A 15,205-nucleotide genomic window follows, 5' to 3' on the forward strand; every position below is an offset into this window, starting at 1 on the left:
GGGAGGCGGCATGACGCACGCCGAGGACATCGCTCGCGGCGACGCGGAGATCGCCGCGCTCGTGGCGAAGCTCGACACCGTCCCCGGTACGCGCTGTGCCGTGTGCCGGCTCCCCGTCTGCGGGCACTCCGACGCGGAATATGCCGGTGTCGTTTGTCTCAAGGCGGATCATCAACTTCATGCAGAGAGCGATAAGGCATGAGCCTCGACCAGTCCGCGAATTTGCCGCCCCTCATTTCCCGCGAGCGCGGCCATGACGCAGTGCGCGATGCGCTGCGCCTCTTCATCGGTCGCGGTCGTCGCTATTCGGTCAAGCAGGTCTCGAACGCCACGGGCGTGAAGGATCGGGTGATCGAATGCGCGATGACCCTCGCGGCGGATCCCGAGTGCCGGTCCATTCACATTGGCGACTTGCTATCGATCGCGGGCTTCCTCGGCCCCGAGTTCACGACCGAGTGGCTGCTGCTCGCGCAACAGGCCGCGGTCGCGCTCCCCGATGCCGACGAGCCCGGGCCCGGACAGCTGGCGGCCGACGTTGCCGACGACACAGCGACGATCGTGCGCGCAGCCCGCGACGGTGTTTTTGATCGGGAGGAGCGGCGCGACCTGAAAGCGGTCGGTGCCCGGATGATTTTGCACGGCGGGGCGCTCGTACAGCTTCGCGCCATAGGTTGAGGATCAACGCCGGGGCGACCGGCAGGGAGTAACGACAATGCCGAACACCATCAGGGTGGTGGCGACGAAGGTCGCTTCTACCGGAGAGAAACTGCGCCCGGCGGCTGTGCTGCCGATGTCGCGTATCATCATCACCGGCGGCGAGTGCTTCGGCTTCATGCCGATCAGCGACGTCCGCAAGGTCCCGGTTTCGCGCGTGCTGCGAATGAACCGCCTGATCCAAGGCGCTGTATAATGGCTGACCAGCTCGACCAAGCTGCCGAGATCACCGATCTCTACCTGCAGCGCAGCATCCGCGCCGCGCGCCAGCCCGTCCCAGTCGGCGTGCCCGGCGAGTGCGAGACCTGCTTTGAGGACAGCCCCCGCCTGGTCGGCGGATGCTGTGCCCCTTGCCGCGATGGGAAGCGCCGATGACGCGCGCATGCTCCGATTGTGCTGGCCCGATCAGCCGCTGCTCGAAAGGCCGCTGCCGTGCGTGCGCAACCGCGCGCCTCAATAGTGACCCCGCGATCATTGCGCGTCGCCATGCCGCCATCAGCGCGGCGGCGGCGAAGCCTGGGGCAAACGATGCGAGGAAGGCCTCGCTCGCGCGCTACATCGCGAACATGCCGGAGGCCGAGGTCGAGCGGCGCCGCGCCAACGGTCGCCGTCTCGCGCGCGACGTGCTCAGCCGCCCCGAGGTGAAGGCAAAGGCGTCATCGGCAGAGGTCCGCGCCCGCGCCGGGCGGGCGAAGACCGAGACCATGCTCGGCTGGTGCCCACCCGCGTTGCGCGAGTCCTATCGGCACCTGCTCAAGAAGGGATACCTCGCCGCGGACGCCCGCCGGATGATCGAGGCCGAGATCCCGGAGACGGCGGCGCACACTAAGCGAGTGCTCGCCAATCACCGCGACGTTCAGCGCATCCGCGCCGAGCGTGAGCAGGCGCAGGCATACTGATGACCGCCGCGCAGATCCTCATCGGTGACGTCCGCGAGCAGCTGGCGCGAATCCCGTCGAATTCGGTCGACTGTTGCGTGACATCGCCGCCGTATTGGGGGCTGCGCGACTATGGCGTGATCGGACAGATCGGGCTCGAGCCGACGCTCGGCGAGCACCTCGCCGTGATGGTCGAGGTGTTTCGCGAGGTTCGCCGGGTCCTGAAAGCACAGGGCACCTGCTGGCTGAACTATGGCGACTGCTATGCGGCGGCACCGAACGGGAAGTCGGTAGAAGCCTATAAGGCCGACGGCAGCGATGACCGCACGTTCCGCGACAAGCCGTTCTCGACGGTTGGGCCGATCTACGATCCGAACCACCAAGGCGGCCGGAACAAGACACCAAACATCGGCGGCATCAGTGGAAAGGGTCAAGCTCCCTCCCGCGGTGCGATCGTCGCCGGTGGGTTCCTGAAGCCGAAGGATCTCTGCATGATCCCTAACCGGCTCGCGATCGCCTTGCAGGATGACGGTTGGTACGTCCGCTCGGAGATCATCTGGCACAAGCCGAACCCGATGCCGGAGAGCGTGTACGACCGCCCGACGACCGCGCACGAGAAGATCTGGCTCCTGAGCAAGGGTGAGGACTACTTCTACAACCACGCCGCAATTCGGGAGCCGGTGACCGGTGGTGCCCATGCCCGCCGTCCAGGACCGAACAGCCGTCAGAACGTCGACCGCGTGCCGGTGCCTCGTAAGGGCAAGACAGCAGCAGCTGGTAGCGGCATTCGCAACAACGAGAGTTTCTCAGCTGCGGTGGCCGACATCGTCAGCGACACGAAGAACGCGCGCAACGTGTGGACGATCGCGCCGAAGCCGTTCCGTGAAGCCCACTTCGCGACATTCCCGCCAGCGTTAGCCGAGCGATGCGTGAAGGCCGGATGCCCAACGACGGTCTGCGGTTACTGCGGCGCGACCGACGGCTGCGGTGCGATTTGCGCAACGTTCGACCGCAAGCCAGGCGTCGTGCTCGATCCCTTCGGCGGCGCTGGGACGGTCGGGCTCGTCGCGGAAGAAATGGGGCTCGGCTCCATCCTGATCGAGCTTAACCCTGAATACGCCGCGATCGCTGATCGCCGGATCGCCGAGGCGCGCACACCAATCACCAAGGGAGAACGACCATGAGCGACGTGATCGCATCCGACCAATTGCGCCTCCTGATCGAGCGCATTGAGCGGCTCGAAGAAGAGAAGAAAGGCATCGCTGACGACATCAAGGATGTCTACGGCGAGGCGAAATCGACTGGGTTTGACGTAAAGACAATCCGTGCGATCATCCAGCTGCGCAAGATGGACGTCAACTCGCGCCGCGAAGCCGAAGCTTTGCTGGATACCTACAAGGCCGCGCTCGGGATGCTCGACGGCACCCCCTTGGGCCACTGGGCGCTCGAACGTCTTTCGAAGAAGCCTGACGATCAAATCGGGGCCGAAGAGGATGCATCGACAGCCGACGGCGAGACCTACGACGCCGCGGTAAAGCTGGTGCTCACCAGCCGCAAAGCCGCGGTATCATGGCTGCAGCGCCAGTTGCGTATCGGATATAATTCCGCCGCACGGCTTGTTGAGCGGATGCAAACGGAAGGCTTGGTATCTGCACCGGATCATATCGGCCGCCGGGAAGTCATTGCACCCGCGCCGGAAGGCACCGACGCGGCTGAAACGGCCGATGTGACCGAGCCTGTAGCGCCTGAACCTACAGTCGAAGACGCCAGCGTGATAGGTCAAGAAGCGGCGCGGGCAGGTGCTCCGGTCACCGCGAACCCCTTCCCTGCACGCGACGTCCGGCGCGCAGCATGGGACGAAGCATGGTGCAAAGAATTGGGCAGCGATGGAATGGACATTCCTGATGCGCTGAAGCCGGCGGCTAAGCCCAAGAAGGAGGACGGTTCGGCACCCGCCGATGAGCCCAAGGCGGCGGGGCAATGACGGCGGCGAACTCGACCGAACGGGAAAGCCTTGAGGCGGCACTTGGCGGGAGTGGCCAGGTCGTCATGCCCGGTGATGCGCAGTCCCCGATCCTGACGGCACCGGTGCGCGCTGCGCTCCATCAGTGGCTCTTCGAGATGAACGCTGAGGACGAACTTGCAGAAGTCGGGCTCAAGCCGCGTAGTCGGTGCCTGCTCTCCGGGCCGCCAGGTTGCGGAAAGACCACCCTTGCTCATCACATCGCGGCGCGCCTCGGCGTTCCAATGCTGATTGTTCAGAGTCACGAGATCATCAGCAAATGGAAGGGCGAGACCGGACAGAATGTCGGCAAGCTGTTCCGCGAAGCACGGCGGCAGCATGGCGGCATTGCGCTGTTCTTCGATGAGTTCGACGCAATCGGTACCAAGCGCGAAAACATGAGCGGCTCCGGCGCTGATAACGAGCGCGCCGCGACCACGATTGCGCTTCTTCAAGAGTTTGATCGCTTCGACGGCCTGCTGTTCGCCGCGACAAACGTGACGGGGGCGATCGACCCGGCGCTTTGGCGCAGGTTTCAGATGCAGATCGAGATTGGCATGCCTGGCCCTGCGGAGCGGTTCGCGATCGTACGCATGTACGTGGAACCGTTTGCCGTAACTGACGAAACCGTCACGGCCATTGCGGACGCCCTTTCCGGCGCATCCCCGGCGCTGATTCGGGAAGGCTGCGAGATGATCAAGCGCAGCATTATCCTCGGACCAAAAATGAACCTTCCGACCGATCTGACATCGATCATGGAGCGGTTTGGCAACAGCGCGTCGCCTCCGGAAGGCATGCCAGTGCCGTGCCTTTGGTCAGATCGTCGCGGCGCATTGAACGACCTGCGCCGCGCACCATGGCCGCCGGAGCGCCGGACATGAAGAGCTGGATAGCGAAACTGGTGCGCGGCCGACGCTCTTCGGTGTCGGTGGATGAGCGTATTCTTATCCTCGACAGCATGCTCGAGCAGCGGTTGCAGTCGAGGAAAGCTGACCGCGGTGTGCGCCAGGAACGCTCGCGTCGCGCTGCCGCAACAAAGGTGCATGCACAGGTCGCCCGCGACCCGCTGCTGCGCGAGCAGGTAGGATTCTAGTCGGTGAGTAAGCGCCCTGCCTTTCAATTCTACCCAGCCGATTGGCGCACTGAGGCAGGTCTTCGCCTTTGCTCCATGCCCGCACGCGGGCTGTGGATCGAGATGATGTGCCTCATGCACGATGCCGCACCCTACGGCCATCTTACTGCGCTCGGCCGTCCCATGACCGCCGAAGCAGTGGCCCGGTTGGTTGGTGAAGGCGTCGGCCCGGTCAAGAAGTGGCTTGCCGAACTAGAGGCGAACGAAGTCTTCTCGCGCAACGACGATGGCGTGATCTTCAGCCGCCGCATGGTCCGTGACGAAGAGGTTCGGCAGGCACGGGCCGCTGGCGGACCGGCTGGTGGAGAACATGGCCATAAGGGGGCTTCGCACGGCGCGAAGGGCGGTCGACCGCGCAAAGAAAAAGCCCCCTTATCCGACCCAGAAAGGGGGGTTATTTTACCCCCCCCTTCTTCTTCTCCTTCATCTCCATCTGCAGAAGAAGAAGAAGATTCAGTTGCTAACGCAACTGCCGAAAATCCGGTTGAGCCCCCTGAGCCAGTCAACCCCGAGAAGGTGATGTTCGACCAAGGCAAGCGACTGCTCGCAGAGGCCGGGATCGTGAACGGCAAGGCTGGCAGCCTCCTTGGGAAATGGAAGCGCGACCACGGTGCCGAAGCCGTGATCGTCGCCCTCGGCAAAGCCCAGCGCGAAGGCGCAATCGACCCCGTCAGTTTCATCGAAGGATGTTTCCGGAATGGCCCACAATCCCGACCTGCCCGCCAATCTCGCAACGGCTTCCTCGATGCCATCATTGATGAGGAGCGCGCAGCCCGTGCTTGATCGAGCGTTCGAACCTGGCGCGGTATTCAGCGCGGCCGATATCGCGGTCATCACACCTCTGGCGAATGCTATCGCCGAGCCGCAGGTGGCTGACACGAAGTTCATTCGTCAGTCGCTGGGCGGCTTAGCTGCGTCCTTGCCCAGCCAAGCGACCGACATCATTCACGGCAACCTCAAGCTGGGCACGTACAAGGCGATGTTCGAAGGCTGCGACCCGCGTGCGCTGGCATACGCGGTGCGCCGCTGTCTGGACGAACTCGACTGGATGCCGACCGTCCATCAGATCAAGGAGCGGATGGCGATCTGGATCAGCCCCGAGGAGGCGGCGATCCGACGTGCGCGCTTCATTCTCCGAACGGGGAAGCGCGACGAGCCCGAGCAGGACATCCCGATCACTGCTGCTCAGATCCGCGCCATGAAGCCCGAATTCCGCTCAATGGGTCTGGCGGCTGGCCATCTGACACAGGACGAGATTGACGCGGCACTGTCCGAGCCGGTCGAGCAGGCACAAGCCGCATGATGCCGCTGGTCGTAACCGCGCTAATCAAGGCGGCCCCCTCCATCCGGATCGAGGTCATGTCCCCGGCCCTCCGCAAGATCCACCTCGGCGATGATCGGGCTCTGCACCACTTCACGCGGGGCGACGACGGTGAGGAATACCATTCGCACCCATGGTCATTCACCTCAGAGGTTCTGCACGGAGGCTATGCCGAAGACATCGTGGTCAGCCTTTACCCGTTCACCGTGCTGGAGAAACGCCGCCTGCCTGGTACCACGCACCAGGTTGAGGCGAACCACATCCACCGCATCACGCGATTGCTCGGCGAGGATTGCTGGACGCTAGTCATCGCGGGCCCGGCCGAGCGGGAGGTGCAGTTCTATCGGCATCGCGAGGGTGGCGTGCAGTCCCGGCGATGGGACGAGGCATGGCAATGACGGCAGTCAATTCACAGTCAGTATCAAGGTTCAAGGGGTGGGGTATGAGTAGGAAGGCAGCACGGCGCAGGGAAGATACGGATTGGTGCATCCTGCGCACCTCGGGAGGCCGGACGCTCAACCTAGCCCGCTCGCTCGCCGAGGCGGGCTTTGACGTTTGGACGCCCATTCGCACCATCAAGCGACCGCACGGCAAGCCAGACCAGAAGGGCCGGCGCAGCACGGTAGAGATTGATATGCCGATTTTGCCGACGTTCGTGTTTGCCCGTGCCGGTGGCCTCTCTGCTTTGGCGCATACCGCGGGCGATCCCGTACACCAGCATCCACCGTTCTCGATTTTCTTACATGCTGGGCGCATCCCGCTGATCGGTGCCGCCTCAGTTGCTGGGTTGCAGGAAGAGGAACGGTTCGCCGCCGAACAGATAACCGCGCTGCGTGACGCTGAGACGCGAGAGGAACAGCGCCGCATTCGTGGCGCCGCGCTGAAGACCAAACGCGAGCGGGAGAAAGCCTTGCGTGCGGAACGGCACGACTTCGCGATCGGCGCGGAGGTGTCCGTTGCCGATCAGCAGTCGTTGGCAGGGATGACCGGGGTGATAACGAGCAGCGATGGGCGCAGCGCGGTTGTCGCTTTCGGCGGTTCGCTGACTATGACGATTGAGGCTTGGCGTCTGTCGCCACATGATGTAAGCGCAGCTTTGATAGCCGCTTGATCGGCACCTGGCGCAGATGATCTTGAGCTTGTTCTCATGCGCACGCCAACCCCGCGAGAGCCAGCGCTCAGACGGTTGTCCTACGGCATGACGATAATGCAATTCATAGTTCGGTTGGCTGACTGTTCCCTCCCTGGCGGTCAGCACACCCCCTCACCGACGCGCGCGACGCGAGACATAGGCGATCAGGCATAGCCTTGATCGGCCGACTGATGGTGAGGAAAGACAATGGCCAAGCTCAAGACGCTGCCCAGTCGCCTCGGTTCACTGAGCCCGACGCGCGGCCACCTGCCAGCGCCTGAGCGGAAGCCCGAAGCCGAACGCAAGGTGTTCTCGCCTTGGCGAGCTTGGTACAACACGACGCGCTGGCGTCGCCTGCGCTGGGCGCAGCTGGTCAAGGACCGCTTCACCTGCACCCGGTGCGGGAAGCTTGAAGGCGACACCGCCAAGCTGGTCTGCGACCACGTCACTCCACACCGCGGCAGCGCGGACCTGTTCTGGGACGAGTGCAACCTGACTACGCTCTGCAAGCCGTGCCACGATAGCGCCAAGCAACGCGAGGAGCAGACCCAAGGTATGCGCGGAGCGTGACGTGCCCTGCAGCGCGCTGGCGGGCTTCCTGCGAGGCCTGACGCGGCACCAGACCGGGGGGGGTGGGTCGGACTTCGGGGCGGGTCGACGCCTTAGACCGGTAATGCTCTCACGCAGAGAAAAAACTCCTCTGGAGCGATCCGGGGTGCGACTAGGCCGCGGGAACCGATGCGATGAAGACTTCCCGCCCAACTGTCGACTGGCCAAGAATTGAACTCGAATACTGTGCCAACGAAGATTCCATTCGAGAAATAGCCGACCGGCATGCAATTTCTGACACGGCTATTCGTAAGCGCGCCAAGGCCGAAAAGTGGGTTCGATTGGTTCGCACCCCGCCAAGTGCGAACCAGTGCGAACCTGAGCTAACCGCACCGCCTCCCCGGCCTGTTGACCCATCTGAACCAGTCGACCCGGTCGCGATCGCGGATGGGGGGCGCGGCTTGGTCTGGCGTATGCTCGACGAGCTCGATGCCACCACGACACGGCGCGGCGAGCTCGAAGACATGATCATCGCAGCGACCGACGGCGACGACGATACGGCCCGGCGGGAATCGATGATGCGCGCGGTCAGCCTGAGCAGCCGCGCCAACAATCTCAAGACGCTCGCGCTGGCGTTCAAGACGCTGAACGAAGCATCAGCGCCGCAAGGCAAGAAGGCCGCGGCGCAAGAGCGTGCCACCCAGATCGGGGGCAGTTCCCGGTTCGGATCTATCGGCCCACCGAAGCTGAAGGCAGTCCAGTAGCGTGGTGACCTGGTCGACCGCGAACCTCGACTGGAAGCGCAACATCCGTGAGCGGCGATCGCTGATCCCGTTTGCTCCGCTGTTCCCGGCATCGGCTGATGCCAAGATGGCGGTGTTCACGTCGCTGAAGATCGTCGACATACCGGGTCGCCCGACGTTCGGCGAGGCATCGGACCAGTGGCTGCTCGACTTCGTGGCGGCGATCTTCGGCGCATACGACCCCGAGACCGGGCAGCAGATGATCCGGGAGTTCCTGCTCCTAATCTCGAAGAAGAATACGAAATCGACGCTAGCCGCGGGGATCATGCTAACCGAGCTTATCTGCGGCTGGCGCGAGGAAGATGAGAACCTGATCCTCGCGCCGACGATCGAGGTCGCGGGCAATAGTTCGAAGCCGGCGTTCGCGATGATCCGCGCCGACGAAGAGCTTGTCGAGCTTCTGCATATCCAGGAGCACATCCGGCTGATCACGCATCGGGTGACGAAAGCGACCCTGAAGGTGGTTGCGGCGGACAGCGCTACGGTTTCGGGCAAGAAGGCCAGCCGGGTCCTAGTCGACGAGCTTTGGTTATTCGGCAAGAAGTCGACGGCGGACTCAATGCTTCGCGAAGCGACCGGCGGGCAAGTGTCACGGCCGGAGGGATACACCCTCTACCTGACGACGCAGTCAGACGAGCCGCCCGCTGGGGTGTTCAAGGAGAAGCTGGCCTATTTCCGCGACGTCCGCGACGGCGTCATCAACGACCCGGAGAGTCTGCCGGTTCTGTACGAGTTCCCCGACGAGATGGTCGCCGCGGGCGAGCATCTCGATCCTGCCAACTTCTACGTCACCAACCCAAATCTTGGCCTTTCGGTCAGCCAGAAGTGGCTTGAGAGCGAGTTCCGCAAGGTCGAGAACGCCGAGGACGGCACGAAGCAGGTCTTTTACGCGAAGCATTTGAATGTCGAGATCGGCGTCGGTCTTCGCCACGATGCTTGGGTGGGCGCTCTCTACTGGCAGGCGGCGCGCGCGGCGCCGGAAGTCTGGGACGGCACGCTCGACCAGTTCCTTGCAATCGTCGAGGTAGTGGTCGCCGGCGGCGACGGCGGCGGGCTCGACGATCTGATGGGGCTGGCGCTCCTCGGGCGGCACAAGGTCACCAAGCAGTGACTGCTCTGGTGCCGGGCGTGGGCGCAGCAAGACGTTTTCGACCGGCGCAAAGACATCGTTTCCAACCTCAACGACTTCGCGGCCGAGGGGTCGCTGGTCAAATGCCTGACGCCGACGCAGGACCTGATTGAGGTCGCCGACCTGCTCGAGCGGGTGAAGGATCTCGGGCTGTTCCCGGAACAGGCGGCAATCGGCCTTGATCCGCAGGGCATTACCTCGCTGGTCGACGAACTGACCGGTCGCGGCTTCACGATCGACCAGATTCCGGCGATCAGCCAAGGCTTTCGGCTTTCAGGGGCGGTCTGGGGCACCGAGCGAAAGCTGAAGGACGGCACACTGATTCACGCCGGTCAGGCGCTGATGGCCTGGTGTGCGGGCAACGCGAAGGCAGAGCAGCGCGGGAACGCCGTTCTGATCACCAAGCAAATCGCCGGCAAGGCGAAGATCGATCCGCTCATCGCCGCCTTCAACGCGGTGGTGCTCATGTCCCGCAATCCGGAAGCAGCCGGTGCGGGGCCGCAATTCATGTTCATCTGAAAGGCACCCCATGGACAACAGGGCATACAGCGTCCTTGCGATCAAGGCGGTCAACGAAGACGCCCGCACGATCGAAGGCATCGCGACTACGCCGACCGTCGACCGTGTCGGCGACATCATCGAGCCGTTGGGGGTCAAGTTCACCAACCCCATGCCGTTCCTGTGGCAGCACAACCACGACCAGCCGGTCGGTACGTGTGAATTCGGTCAGCCGACTGCGAACGGTATCCCGTTCAAGGCGAAGGTTGCCAAGACCGACGAGCCCGGCCTCCTCAAGGATCTGCTCGACCTCGCTTGGCAGTCGATTAAGCTCGGCCTCGTTCGCGCGACCAGCATCGGCTTTCGGCCGATCGAATACGCCTACATGGAAGCCGGCGGCATCCGCTTTACGGAAGTGGAGGTGTTCGAGCTTTCCGCGGTCACCATCCCGGCCAATGCCGACGCCATCATCACCGCCATCAAGTCGATCGATACCGGACTGCGGCATGCGGCTGGCATCCCCGACCCAGAGATTCCTGCAAACCCCGAACGTGCCGCGTCAGGCAAGAGCGTCCGGGTCGTCAAGCTGGAGAACCCTGCCCGCGATCGGGCTCCCCCTGTTGTGATCCGCGAAATCAAGCGGCTCGCCTGATCAAAGGACGATAGACGATGAACTATGCTGCGCAGATTGGCGCATTCGAGACCAAGCGCGCCGCGCTGGTCGCCGCCAACGACACCATCATGGAAAAGGCCGCGACCGATGGGGCAACCCTCGACGCTGCCCAGACCGAAGAATTCGACGGCAACCAAGCCGATATCGAAGCGATCGACAGCCACCTGAAGCGCCTCAAGCAGGCCGAGAAGTCGGCTGGCGAGAAGGCCACCCCGGTCGCTGGCGGCAGCGCTGCCGATGCCGGGACGACCCGCGGCGGTTCGCGGATCGAAATCAAGGGCCACAACCTGCCCAAGGGTACTGCCTTCACGCGCTACGCGATGGCGCTCGCGCGCTCGAAGGGCAACCTGATGCAGGCCGCCGAAATCGCCAAGACCTGGCGCGACAGCACACCGGAAGTCGAGAACGTGCTCAAGGCTGCCGTCTCGGCGGGCACCACCACTGACACGGCCTGGGCAAAGCCGTTGGTCGAATATCAGAACATGACCAGCGAGTTCGCCGAGCTGCTTCGTCCGGCGACGATCATCGGCCGCATTCAGGGCCTTCGCCGCGTTCCGTTCGAGATCAAGATCCCGCGTCAGACCGGCGGTTCGTCGGTCGGATGGGTCGGTGAAGGCAAGCCGAAGCCGGTCAGCGCGCTCGCGTTCGACCAGATCCGCCTCGGCCGCGCGAAGACCGCAGGCATCGTCGTGATCACCGACGAACTCGCGCGGGCATCCTCGCCCTCGGCCGAGCAGGTGGTGAAGGACGATCTGGTCAGCCAGACCGCGCAGTTCCTCGACCAGCAGTTCGTCGACCCGACGAAGGCAGCAGTGCAGGACGTTTCGCCGGCGTCGATCACCAATGGGGTTACCCCCGTCGTGGCGTCGGGTGTTGATGCAGACGCCGTCCGGCACGACGCCAAGCTACTGATGAGCAAGTTCCTGGGCGCCAACCTGTCGCTGGCAGGCGCGGTCTGGATCATGACCGAGATGCAGGCACTCGGCCTCGCGCTGATGACCAATCCGCTTGGCAACCCTGAGTTCCCGGGCATGGTCATCAACGGCGCCAGCGGCGGCACCTTCATGGGCCTGCCCGTCGTCTTGTCGGAGAACGTGCCCGTCAATGCGGGCACGGGTACCCCCGTCACCGGTGCCGGTTCGCGGATCATCCTCGCCAAGGCGAACGAGATCCTGCTCGCCGACGACGGTGAGACCATGCTCGACGTTAGCAGCGAGGCATCGCTGCAGATGGAAAGCGCGCCGGATGCTCCGGCGACTGCGAACACTGTCCTTCTGTCGCTCTGGCAGAACAACATGATCGGCATCCGCGCCGAGCGCTACATCAACTGGGGCAAGCGCCGCCCCGGTGCGGTGCAGTTCATCGACAGCGCCAACTACGGCGGCGGCTGAGTCCATGTAGCTCCCGCCCGGACGCTTACCGCGCCCGGGCGGGCCACGCCGTTCTTGAAAGGATAGGCGATGAAGCACCAAGCATATTTCACTCGAGCCCTGAAGGCGAACGACCCGCGCTATGCCCGGGTATTCGGCAAGCTCGGCTACGACCGCGCCGACATCGTCTCGGACGACGCGGCAACCATGGAGCCTACCGGCACCGGCGGCGCTGGGGATGATCTGGAACAACTGCGCGCGAAATATCAGGCAGCCGTCGGCAAGAAGCCGTATCACGGCTGGGACGCCGCGGTTCTGCGCGAGAAGATCGTCGAAGCCAAAGGCCCGCAGGCCTGATGCGCTTCCTCGGCTTTGACTTCGGACGGACCAAGTCCGTCAGCCCGGTCGACGACCGGCGCGGCTGGTTCGGCATCGTCCGAGAGAGCTTCGCCGGCGCTTGGCAAGAGAACGTCGAAGTCAAAGTCGAGAGCGTACTGGCCTATCACGCCGTGTTCGCGTGCATGACGCTGATCGCGTCCGATATTTCCAAGCTACGGGTGAAGCTCGTTGCGCAGTCCGCGACCGGCATCTGGTCGGAGACGACGCGCGCTTCCTACTCGCCGGTTCTGCGCAAGCCGAACCCGTTTCAGACCCGCATCCAGTTCTGGGAAAGCTATTTCCTGTCGAAGCTGGCGCGCGGCAACACGTACGTCCTCAAGCGGCGCGACGGGCGCGGCATCGTAACCGCACTGTATGTCCTCGACCCGAACCGCGTGAAGGTACTCGTCAGCGACGAGGGAGAAGTGTTTTATGAACTCCAGGCGGACAATCTCGCCGGGTTCACCGGAGCGATCGCCGTCCCTGCGCGCGAGATCATCCACGACCGGTTCAACTGCCTGTTTCACCCCCTCGTCGGACTCTCGCCGCTGTTCGCAAACGGCTTGGCCGCAACGCAGGGCCTAAAGATCCAGAACAACTCGGCGAACTTTTTCGGCAACCAGTCCCGCCCTGGCGGCATCCTCGTCGCACCCGGGAACATCGGGAAGGATACCGCCGACGAGCTCAAGGACAATTGGCACGTCAACTACAGCGGCAAGAACGCCGGGAAGGTCGCCGTCCTTGGCAACGGAATGAAGTATGAATCGATCGCGGTGACGCCGAGCGATGCCAAACTGATCGAGCAGCTGAAGTGGACGTCCGAGGTGGTCTGCTCGACCTTCCACGTTCCTCCGTACAAGCTCGGCATCGGCAATCTGCCGACGAACAGCAATGTCGAAAGCCTGAACCTCGAATATTATACCCAGGCGCTGCAATCGCTGATTGAAGCCGCTGAGCTTTGCTTGGATGATGGCCTTGGCATCGGCGAAGGCTTCGGCATCGGAACGGAATTCGATCTCGACGGCCTGTTGCGCATGGATACGGCTGCGCTCGTAGAGGCCGAGTCCAAAGCGACCGGCGCCGGCATTAAGAAGATCGACGAGGCGCGCCGGCGCCTTGACCTCGAGCCCACCGAAGGGGGCGACACGCCCTACCTGCAGCAGCAGAATTACAGCCTCGCAGCCTTGGCGAAGCGCGACGCCAGTGTTGATCCGTTTGCGAGCGCCGGTACCGCCGCCCCGGGCACAGCGGCCGATCCGGCGAACGACAACGCCGTCGCAGAACAGCAAGCGCGCGCGACGATCGCGCTGTTCGAGAAAGAACTTCGGGAGGCCCTGAATGCTTGACATGAAGGCGCTTGCTCAAGCCACCGCGACGGTTGTCCGAGAGATCCTCCCTGCGCTTCTGAAGCAGGAAACGGCACCGCTGCTCCAGCGCATCGCAGAGCTTGAGGCTCGCGAACCGCTGCCGGGCAAAGATGGCAAGGACGTCGACATCGACGAACTCGCTGCCATGATCAATCGTGCAGTGGCCTTGATCAAGATCCCGGCCGCGCAGCCGGGCGTCGACGGCAAAGACGTCGATATGGCGGAAGTGCGCGCGCTTGTGCTTGCCGCCGTTGCAGACCTGCCCCCGGCCGAGCCCGGCAAGGACGCTGACCCTGAGTTGGTTCGCTCGTTGGTCGCCGAGGCGGTCGCCGCGATCAACGTTCCCGAGCCGAAGACCGGCAACGACGGCAAGGACGTCGACATGGATGAGGTCCTGGCGTTAATCGTCGCGGCGGTGGCGGACCTGCCCCCGCCGCAAGCGGGGAAGGATGCAGATCCCGAGCTCGTTCGATCGCTGGTCGCCGAAGCGGTCGCTGCGATCGAAATTCCTGCAGGTAAAGACGGCAAGGACGTCGATGCCGAGCAGGTCCGCGCGCTTGTGCAGTCCGCGGTCGCCGCGTTGCCGCCCGCGCCGCCCGGGAAAGACGCCGATCCGGATCTCGTTCGATCACTGGTGGCCGATGCCGTTGCCGCGATCGACCTACCGCAGCCGCGTGATGGCAGGGACGCTGACCCGGCTGCCGTAAAGGCGCTCGTCGATGAGGCAGTCGCAGCCTTGCCGCCGGCGGCCCCGGGCAAGAGCATTACTGCTGAGGACGTCGCCCCCCTGATCAGGGAGGAAATCGCTAAGTCTGTTGCGGATGCCGTTGCCGCTCTGCCCCTCGCCAAGGACGGGGTCGGCGCGGCTGGAGCGGTGATCGATCGTAACGGTTCGCTCGTCTTGACGCTCAGTGACGGCAAGATGGTCGATCTTGGTCGCGTGGACGGCAAGGACGGACTCGACGGCACCAGTCCCGAAGATATGGCAGTCGAACTGCTCCCGGACGGTCGCACCGTGCGGTTCGTGTTCGTCAAAGGCGAGAAGGAATTCGCCTTCCAGGTCCCGTTCCCGGTCGTGCTTGACCGCGGCGTGTTCAAGGAAGGTACCGCCTATGAGCACGGCGATGCGGTGACGTTCGGCGGCTCGCTGTGGATCGCGCAGCGCGCGACTGGCGAGAAGCCGGAAGGCAACAACACCGGATGGCGTCTCGCGGTCAAGAAAGGTCGCGACGGCCGCGACCTGAACAAGGAATAGGCGG

At 63.8% G+C, this 15,205-nt stretch carries 21 protein-coding genes and 1 pseudogene; 21 read left to right on the forward strand and 1 reads right to left on the reverse strand.

Translation table 11 applies throughout. The features are described from left to right. Window positions 1–10 precede the first annotated feature (10 nt). Both RI03_RS22335 and RI03_RS17465 read left to right on the forward strand, forming a co-directional pair. On the forward strand, window positions 11–202 hold the full coding sequence (locus RI03_RS22335; RefSeq protein ID WP_010218904.1) for a hypothetical protein: 192 nt from the start codon (window positions 11–13) through the stop codon (window positions 200–202). Further along, complete coding sequence (locus RI03_RS17465) at window positions 199–675, forward strand: hypothetical protein (protein ID WP_010218905.1); 477 nt, start codon at window positions 199–201, stop codon at window positions 673–675. Before RI03_RS22335 ends, RI03_RS17465 begins: the two co-directional genes overlap by 4 nt. 3 nt (window positions 676–678) lie before the next feature. On the opposite strand, the gene RI03_RS24155 is transcribed toward RI03_RS17465, so the two are convergent. After that, entirely contained in the window at window positions 679–1,098 is a 420-nt protein-coding gene (locus RI03_RS24155) for a hypothetical protein (protein WP_170318397.1), read from the reverse strand. Between RI03_RS24155 and RI03_RS17480 the strand changes: the two genes are divergently transcribed. The 19 genes and pseudogenes from RI03_RS17480 (at window position 1,086) to RI03_RS17560 (ending at window position 15,201) form a co-directional block, all read left to right on the forward strand. After that, the gene (locus RI03_RS17480) at window positions 1,086–1,613 is read left to right on the forward strand and encodes a hypothetical protein (protein ID WP_010218906.1); all 528 of its coding nucleotides are present in this window, start codon (window positions 1,086–1,088) and stop codon (window positions 1,611–1,613) included. The genes RI03_RS24155 and RI03_RS17480 overlap by 13 nt on opposite strands. After that, window positions 1,613–2,776 carry a DNA-methyltransferase gene (locus tag RI03_RS17485; protein WP_010218907.1) on the forward strand — a complete coding sequence of 388 codons (1,164 nt, stop codon included), beginning with the start codon at window positions 1,613–1,615 and terminating at the stop codon, window positions 2,774–2,776. Before RI03_RS17480 ends, RI03_RS17485 begins: the two co-directional genes overlap by 1 nt. Continuing rightward, window positions 2,773–3,006: pseudogene (locus tag RI03_RS24770) on the forward strand (DUF2312 domain-containing protein); the annotation flags it as partial. The gene RI03_RS17485 and the pseudogene RI03_RS24770, both read left to right, overlap by 4 nt. Further along, entirely contained in the window at window positions 3,004–3,576 is a 573-nt protein-coding gene (locus tag RI03_RS24775; RefSeq protein WP_238542436.1) for a DNA translocase FtsK, read from the forward strand. The pseudogene RI03_RS24770 and the gene RI03_RS24775, both read left to right, overlap by 3 nt. After that, window positions 3,573–4,475, forward strand: coding sequence for an AAA family ATPase (locus RI03_RS17495; protein WP_010218909.1), 903 nt, complete (start codon window positions 3,573–3,575; stop codon window positions 4,473–4,475). The genes RI03_RS24775 and RI03_RS17495 overlap by 4 nt, the downstream gene beginning before the upstream one ends. Next, the gene (locus RI03_RS17500) at window positions 4,472–4,687 is read left to right on the forward strand and encodes a hypothetical protein (protein WP_138995710.1); all 216 of its coding nucleotides are present in this window, start codon (window positions 4,472–4,474) and stop codon (window positions 4,685–4,687) included. The genes RI03_RS17495 and RI03_RS17500 overlap by 4 nt, the downstream gene beginning before the upstream one ends. A 114-nt stretch (window positions 4,688–4,801) precedes the next feature. Further along, window positions 4,802–5,509 carry a hypothetical protein gene (locus RI03_RS23700; RefSeq protein WP_170318398.1) on the forward strand — a complete coding sequence of 236 codons (708 nt, stop codon included), beginning with the start codon at window positions 4,802–4,804 and terminating at the stop codon, window positions 5,507–5,509. Beyond that, the gene (locus RI03_RS17510; protein WP_238542432.1) at window positions 5,502–6,029 is read left to right on the forward strand and encodes a hypothetical protein; all 528 of its coding nucleotides are present in this window, start codon (window positions 5,502–5,504) and stop codon (window positions 6,027–6,029) included. The genes RI03_RS23700 and RI03_RS17510 overlap by 8 nt, the downstream gene beginning before the upstream one ends. After that, on the forward strand, window positions 6,026–6,445 hold the full coding sequence (locus RI03_RS17515; protein ID WP_010218917.1) for a hypothetical protein: 420 nt from the start codon (window positions 6,026–6,028) through the stop codon (window positions 6,443–6,445). The genes RI03_RS17510 and RI03_RS17515 overlap by 4 nt, the downstream gene beginning before the upstream one ends. Continuing rightward, window positions 6,436–7,158 (forward strand): hypothetical protein, encoded by a 723-nt coding sequence (locus RI03_RS23705; RefSeq protein WP_170318399.1) that lies wholly within the window; start codon window positions 6,436–6,438, stop codon window positions 7,156–7,158. Before RI03_RS17515 ends, RI03_RS23705 begins: the two co-directional genes overlap by 10 nt. 228 nt (window positions 7,159–7,386) lie before the next feature. Beyond that, entirely contained in the window at window positions 7,387–7,749 is a 363-nt protein-coding gene (locus RI03_RS17525; protein WP_010218921.1) for an HNH endonuclease, read from the forward strand. A gap of 173 nt (window positions 7,750–7,922) precedes the next feature. Continuing rightward, window positions 7,923–8,492, forward strand: a complete 570-nt coding sequence (locus RI03_RS24780; protein ID WP_238542433.1) for a hypothetical protein — start codon at window positions 7,923–7,925, stop codon at window positions 8,490–8,492. Between the two features lie 4 nt (window positions 8,493–8,496). Next, the gene (locus RI03_RS17535; RefSeq protein WP_238542434.1) at window positions 8,497–9,642 is read left to right on the forward strand and encodes a terminase large subunit domain-containing protein; all 1,146 of its coding nucleotides are present in this window, start codon (window positions 8,497–8,499) and stop codon (window positions 9,640–9,642) included. Between the two features lie 153 nt (window positions 9,643–9,795). Beyond that, window positions 9,796–10,179 carry a terminase TerL endonuclease subunit gene (locus RI03_RS24785; protein ID WP_010218924.1) on the forward strand — a complete coding sequence of 128 codons (384 nt, stop codon included), beginning with the start codon at window positions 9,796–9,798 and terminating at the stop codon, window positions 10,177–10,179. Then, window positions 10,151–10,810 (forward strand): HK97 family phage prohead protease, encoded by a 660-nt coding sequence (locus RI03_RS17540; RefSeq protein ID WP_238542435.1) that lies wholly within the window; start codon window positions 10,151–10,153, stop codon window positions 10,808–10,810. Before RI03_RS24785 ends, RI03_RS17540 begins: the two co-directional genes overlap by 29 nt. Before the next feature lie 17 nt (window positions 10,811–10,827). Further along, a complete protein-coding gene (locus RI03_RS17545; RefSeq protein ID WP_010218927.1) occupies window positions 10,828–12,222 on the forward strand; it encodes a phage major capsid protein in 1,395 nt (464 codons plus the stop codon). A gap of 69 nt (window positions 12,223–12,291) precedes the next feature. Next, on the forward strand, window positions 12,292–12,558 hold the full coding sequence (locus RI03_RS17550) for a hypothetical protein (protein WP_010218928.1): 267 nt from the start codon (window positions 12,292–12,294) through the stop codon (window positions 12,556–12,558). Next, a complete protein-coding gene (locus tag RI03_RS17555; RefSeq protein ID WP_010218929.1) occupies window positions 12,558–13,925 on the forward strand; it encodes a phage portal protein in 1,368 nt (455 codons plus the stop codon). The genes RI03_RS17550 and RI03_RS17555 overlap by 1 nt, the downstream gene beginning before the upstream one ends. After that, window positions 13,918–15,201 carry a Portal protein (GP3) gene (locus RI03_RS17560; RefSeq protein ID WP_010218930.1) on the forward strand — a complete coding sequence of 428 codons (1,284 nt, stop codon included), beginning with the start codon at window positions 13,918–13,920 and terminating at the stop codon, window positions 15,199–15,201. The genes RI03_RS17555 and RI03_RS17560 overlap by 8 nt, the downstream gene beginning before the upstream one ends. Window positions 15,202–15,205: the final 4 nt, after the last annotated feature.

Origin of the sequence: Sphingomonas sp. PAMC 26621, assembly GCF_000251145.1 — a bacterium.
In the GTDB taxonomy this organism is placed as follows: Bacteria; Pseudomonadota; Alphaproteobacteria; order Sphingomonadales; family Sphingomonadaceae; genus Sphingomonas.